The sequence below is a fragment of the Mesorhizobium sp. M7A.F.Ca.CA.004.06.1.1 genome (assembly GCF_003999135.1).
Taxonomy (GTDB): Bacteria; Pseudomonadota; Alphaproteobacteria; order Rhizobiales; family Rhizobiaceae; genus Mesorhizobium.
Genome location: NZ_RZPQ01000397.1, coordinates 1 through 5,377, shown reverse-complemented (window position 1 = coordinate 5,377; position 5,377 = coordinate 1). Strand labels below are relative to the sequence as shown.

At 63.6% G+C, this 5,377-nt stretch carries 3 protein-coding genes and 1 pseudogene; 2 read left to right on the top strand and 2 right to left on the bottom strand.

The genetic code is table 11. From position 1 onward, the window contains the following. Positions 1-16: 16 nt before the first annotated feature. Positions 17-1,825, top strand: coding sequence for an adenine deaminase (gene ade / locus EN906_RS21560; RefSeq protein ID WP_127271836.1), 1,809 nt, complete (start codon positions 17-19; stop codon positions 1,823-1,825). Positions 1,826-2,118: 293 nt separating this feature from the next. Here ade and EN906_RS21550 read toward each other — a convergent pair whose 3' ends face one another. Next, entirely contained in the window at positions 2,119-3,282 is a 1,164-nt protein-coding gene (locus EN906_RS21550) for an alpha/beta hydrolase (protein ID WP_127270257.1), read from the bottom strand. A gap of 143 nt (positions 3,283-3,425) precedes the next feature. Continuing rightward, positions 3,426-4,499, bottom strand: coding sequence for an alpha/beta hydrolase (locus tag EN906_RS21545; protein WP_127270256.1), 1,074 nt, complete (start codon positions 4,497-4,499; stop codon positions 3,426-3,428). A 434-nt stretch (positions 4,500-4,933) separates the two neighbouring features. Here EN906_RS21545 and EN906_RS21540 point away from each other — a divergent pair. Then, positions 4,934-5,377, top strand: a pseudogene (locus EN906_RS21540) (pyridoxal-phosphate dependent enzyme); the annotation flags it as partial.

The window sequence follows — 5,377 nt, the reverse complement described above, 5'->3', positions numbered from 1 at the left end:
ACCGAAGGAATCGCGAATGACGAAAGCAACGCTCGCAAAACCCAGACCGTGGACCGAGATGGCGACACATCTGGTCGATGTCGCCATGGGGCGCAAACCCGCTGACCTGGTCGTGCGCAACGGCCGCTGGGTGAACGTCCATTCGGGCGAGATCATCGCCGGCACCGACATCGCCATTGCCGGCGGGCGCTTCGCTTATTGCGGGCCCAATGCCAGCCGTGCCATCGGCCAGGGCACCAAGGTGGTCGACGCCGGCGGGCGCTACCTGGTGCCCGGTCTCTGCGACGCGCACATGCATGTCGAAAGCGGCATGGTGACGGTGACCGAGTTCTGCCGGGCCGTCATTCCGCACGGCACCACCTCGATGTTCATCGACCCGCACGAGATCGCCAATGTGCTTGGCCTGCCCGGCGTGCGGCTGATGCATGACGAAGCGGTCGCCATGCCCATCAACGTGCATGTGCAGATGCCGTCCTGCGTGCCTTCGGCGCCGGGGCTGGAACATGCCGGCGCCGAGCTGACGGTCGCCGATGTCGAGGAGGCGATGACCTGGGAGAACATTATCGGCCTGGGCGAAGTGATGAATTTTCCCGGTGTCGCCGCCAATGATCCTGTCATGTCGGGCGAGATCGCGGCGACGGTTCATGCAGGCAAGACGGTCGGCGGCCACTATGCCTCGCGCGATCTCGGCCTGCCGTTCCATGGCTATGTCGCCGGCGGCCCCGAGGACGATCATGAGGGCACGCGCGCCGAGGATGCCATCGCCCGTGTGCGCCAGGGCATGAAGGCGATGCTGCGGCTCGGCTCGGCCTGGTACGACGTCGCCTCGCAGATCAAGGCGGTGACGGAGAGCGGTATCGACCCGCGCAATTTCATCCTGTGCACCGACGACAGCCACTCCGGCACGCTGGTCCAGGAAGGCCATATGGACCGCGTGGTGCGCCACGCCATCCAACAGGGGTTGAAGCCGGTGACGGCGATCCAGATGGCGACGCTCAACACCGCCCAGCATTTCAGACTGGAGCGCGAGATCGGCTCGATCGCGCCGGGCCGGCTGGCCGACCTGCTGATCGTTTCGGATCTCGCCGCAATGACCATCGACGAGGTCTATGCACGCGGCGTCAGGGTGGCCAAGGGCGGCAAGCTCGAAATCGATATTCCGGCCTATGATTACCCGAAGACGGCGAAGAACACCGTCAAGCTCGGCAAGAAGCTGAAGGGCGACGACTTCGACATCACGGCGCCCAAGGGCGCCAACGAGGTGCGGGTGCGTGTCATCGGCGTTATCGAGAACCAGGCGCCGACGCGCGCGCTTGAGGCCGATCTGCCGGTCGAGGACGGGCTGGTCGCCATGGACCGCCGCAACGACATCTGCCAGATCGCGCTGGTCGAGCGCCACCGGGGCACGGGCGGCGTCACCAACGCCTTCGTTTCCGGCTTCGGCTATGTGGGCGACTGCGCCATGGCGTCCAGCGTGGCGCATGACGCCCACCACATCATCTGCGTCGGCACCAACAAGCAGGACATGGCGCTGGCCGTAAACCGCCTGGGCGAAGTCGGCGGCGGCGTCGTGCTGTTCTCCAAGGGCAAGGAACTGGCGCTGGTCGAAATGCCGATCGCCGGGCTGATGTCGGACGAGCGGGCCGAGATCGTCGCGGCCAAGGCAGAGAAGCTCACCGAGGCGATGCGCAAGATGGGCTGTTCGCTGAACAACGCCTACATGCAGCACTCGCTGCTGGCGCTGGTCGTCATTCCCGAACTCAGGATTTCCGATGTCGGCCTGATCGACGTGACGACGTTCCAGAAGGTCGATCTGTTCGTCTAGGATTGTTGATATTCAGGCCATGCCCGGCGGGCAATCGCTTCAGGTTCGAATTCACCTTTGCCGAGCGTCGGCGCCGCCCCTCATCGCCCTGCCGGGCACTTCTCCCCATATACTGACGGGGAGAAGGGGCTGGCCGCAACGACTGTCCTCTTCTTGCAATGCTGGTCATTGGCGAAACCGGTGATAATAGCGCCCCTCTCCCCGTCACTATACGGGGAGAGGATGCCGGCAGGCAGGTGAGGGGCAGCGCCGACTTCGACACCTGATGGTCTCCACCAGGAAGCTGCCCCCGGCTACCCGCCGGTGGCGATGGTCAGCACCTTGAACGGCGTGGTGATGACGATTTCCGCGACCGAGCCGACGGCCTTGCCGAGGCCCTGGCCGAGATTGTTGAGCTGAGTCGGGACGGGCTCGTCCGAGGCAAGGCCGGCAGGCGCCCGCAGCCGATCGCCCAGCAGTTGCACCAGCATTGGGTTGTCGGCGAATTTGGCGTGGTTGAGGCGGTCACCGCCCTTGGCCTGGGAAAGGTCGACCACCGACACGCCATAGCTGGCGAGGTCGGCCGCATCGCCGTAATCGCCGACGCGCGGCTTATCGCCCGAGATCAGGGAGGACAGCTTGAGAGCCCGGTCATCCGCCGAGAGCAGGATGGCGAATGGCTTGTCGGGTTTGCCGTAACGGATCATCTGTTTCTTGAACACGTCGACATCGATGTCGGGCGAGGCCAGGATGACGTAACCGAGTTTGTCGTCGAGATCGCGATCGCCGGTGATGGCAAGCTGGCGCAGAGCCTCCATGGTCACCCAGGTCCCCATCGAATGGGCGATGATGTCGATGCTCTTGACCTTGGTCTTGGCCAGCATCCTGAGGGTCGCCTCGAGGTCGTCGCGCGCTGCGTTGGCGCTTTCCTTGTCGTAGATGTAACCCGTGGTCTTGCCGCTCGAAGCCCATGAGAACAGCACCGGCGTGCCGGGATATTTCGTGTCGTGCGCGATCTGCGTCAGCCGGTAGATGCCGTCATCGAAGCCGTTGTTGAAGCCGTGCACGAAAACCAGCGCACGGTCGCCGCGCATGGCGATGTCGGCGCCGACCGCCTTGGCGAACTGCGGCGCGCCTTCATAGAAGGTGACGTCCTTGGCGGTGAAATCCTTGGCCGGGTTGCTGTTTGCCGATCCCTTGGCCCGCTCGATGGCGCCGACCTGATGGTTTTTCGGGACGGTGACGTCGACACGGGCAAAGCTGGTGGTCAGCGAGCGATCGCCGTCGAACACCTGTCGCGGGTCCTTGGTTGCCCTCTGGCGGGTGGTGGCGACGAAGATTTCATGCGTGGCCGCGATGTCGGAAGCGGGCACCGTGACCGTCGTCTTGTTGAGCAGGTCGTGCGTTTTGCCGCCGGCGCAGCCGGTGACAGCGAGCGCCAATGCAACGACGAGGTAGCTCTTCGAACGCATGGTCATACGCCGGCTCCCGCCAAGGGGGACGTCAAACGCGTGACGTCGCTGGCTATTCCGATAAGGCCAGAGACCGGCGCGGTCCAGTTCAAAGTGAATCCACACGTCCGCGATGCCGGGCAGGCACGGCGAAAACCGCGGGACCGCACCTATTGGCCAAGCAGGCTGATGCGGTCTGTCACGTCACGGTCGCTGGCAAAGCCGTCATCCTCGCGCAGCCGCTGGCCGATCATCTTCACCAGCGTCGGATTGTCGGCGAACTTCGTATGGTTGAAGCTGTCCGATCCCTTGACCTTGGACAGGTCGACGACCGACACGCCATAGGAGGCGAGATCGGCGGCATCCTTGTAGTCGCCGACGCGCGGCCGGGATCCGGCGATCAGGCCGGAGAGCCGCAGCGCGCGGTCGTCGTCCGACAACAGCAGGATGAACGGCTTGTCGGGCTTGCCATAGCGCCGCATCTGGCTCTTGAACACGTCGACATCGATGTCGGGCGAAGCCAGCACCACGTCGCCGAGCTTGCCGCCGAGATCGCGGTCGCCGGTGATGGCCATCTGCCGCAGCGTTTCCATGGTGACCCAGGTTCCGAGCGAATGCGCGACGATGTCGATGCGCCGCGCGCCGGACTGCTCCAGCATCCTGAGCGTCACCTCCAACTGGTCGCGGGCAGCGCTGGCGCTTTCCTTGTCATAGACGTAGTCGGTGGTCCTGGCACCCGATGCCCAGGAAAACAGCACGGGCGTGCCGGGATAGCCGGAATCATGGACGATCTGGGTGAGGCGATAGACGGCGGCATCGAAGCCGGTGTTGTAGCCATGCACGAAGACCATGACGCGGCCGCCACGCGCCGCGATGTCGGCATTGAGCGCGCTGGAGAATTTCGGCTGCGTGTCGTAGCCGACGACCTCGGAAGCCATGAAATATTTGGCCGGGTCATCCGACTTGCCGCGCGAGCGGCGCTCGATCTGGCCGGTCTTGTGAAGCCCCGGAACGGTGACGTTGACGCGGGCATAGTTCAGCGTCGCCGAGCGTTCGCCGTCGAAAACCTTGTTGGGATCGTCGGATTTCTTGCGCGTCGTGGCGATGAAGATCGAGTGGTTGCCGGCGATCTCCGTCACCGGCGCGGACACCATGGCGCTGCCCAGCAATTCCTGTGTTTGCTGGCCGGCGCAGCCGGCGACGAGCAAGGCCAGGACAACGATAAAAATCTTCTTCAAAGGCACGCCTGAATTTCCAACTCCGGCCGAAAGGCCTGTCTATCCTCACGATACCTCCCGGACAGGCAGAGTGCGGCAGAACTAAGTCATGTCCAGTCGAAATGTGATCGGCGCCCCGCTACGGCCATCGCAGTGTTGCGCGAAAGCCAAAATGGCGGCGTCGCCGCCGGCCTTCCAATTCCCGCAGAGATAGCGATTTTAAGCCGCCTGATGCCAGGGGCATGAGAATGTACCCACAAGTAACTGAAAATATTCCGCAAAATTTCCGCTCGGAACGACGCACATGATGGACGATGGCGCCACGTAGCCGGATATGCAATAGGCTGGCTCGCGCCGCACCTTGTCCCGGCGCTCAACAACCGAACGTGCGCGACCCGATCAATGATAGAGGTCCGCGGACAGCGTGCAACACAAGGTGGCTTTCCCAAGGGTGGTTTCCGATGAACAGTTTCTCTTCCCGCGTTGCTGCCGCTGCCGCCGCGATCCGCCAGATCTTCCCTGAAACGCCGCTGCAGGAAAACGATTATCTGTCGAAAAAGACCGGCGCGCGGGTGCTGTTGAAGCGCGAGGACCTGTCGCCGGTCCGCTCCACAAGATCCGCGGCGCCTTCAATTTCTTCCGCAAGACACTGGCGGCCGGCAACGAGGCTGAACTGTTCGTCTGCGCGTCCGCCGGCAACCACGCGCAGGGTTTTGCTTTCGTCTGCCGCCATTTCGGCAGGCGAGGCGTCGTGTTCATGCCGGTGACGACGCCGCAGCAGAAGATCGACAAGACCAAGCTGTTCGGCGGCGATTTCATCGAGATCAGGCTGGTCGGCGATTTCTTCGACGACTGCTATCGCGCGGCCCTGGAATTCACCGACAGTTCCGGCGCCCATATGGTGC

Bases quoted from the DNA above. Each gene is read 5' to 3' on its own strand.
- ade (WP_127271836.1), top strand. From the start codon at position 17: ATGACGAAAGCAACGCTCGCAAAACCCAGACCGTGGACCGAGATGGCG.
- EN906_RS21550 (WP_127270257.1), bottom strand. From the start codon at position 3,282: ATGACCATGCGTTCGAAGAGCTACCTCGTCGTTGCATTGGCGCTCGCT.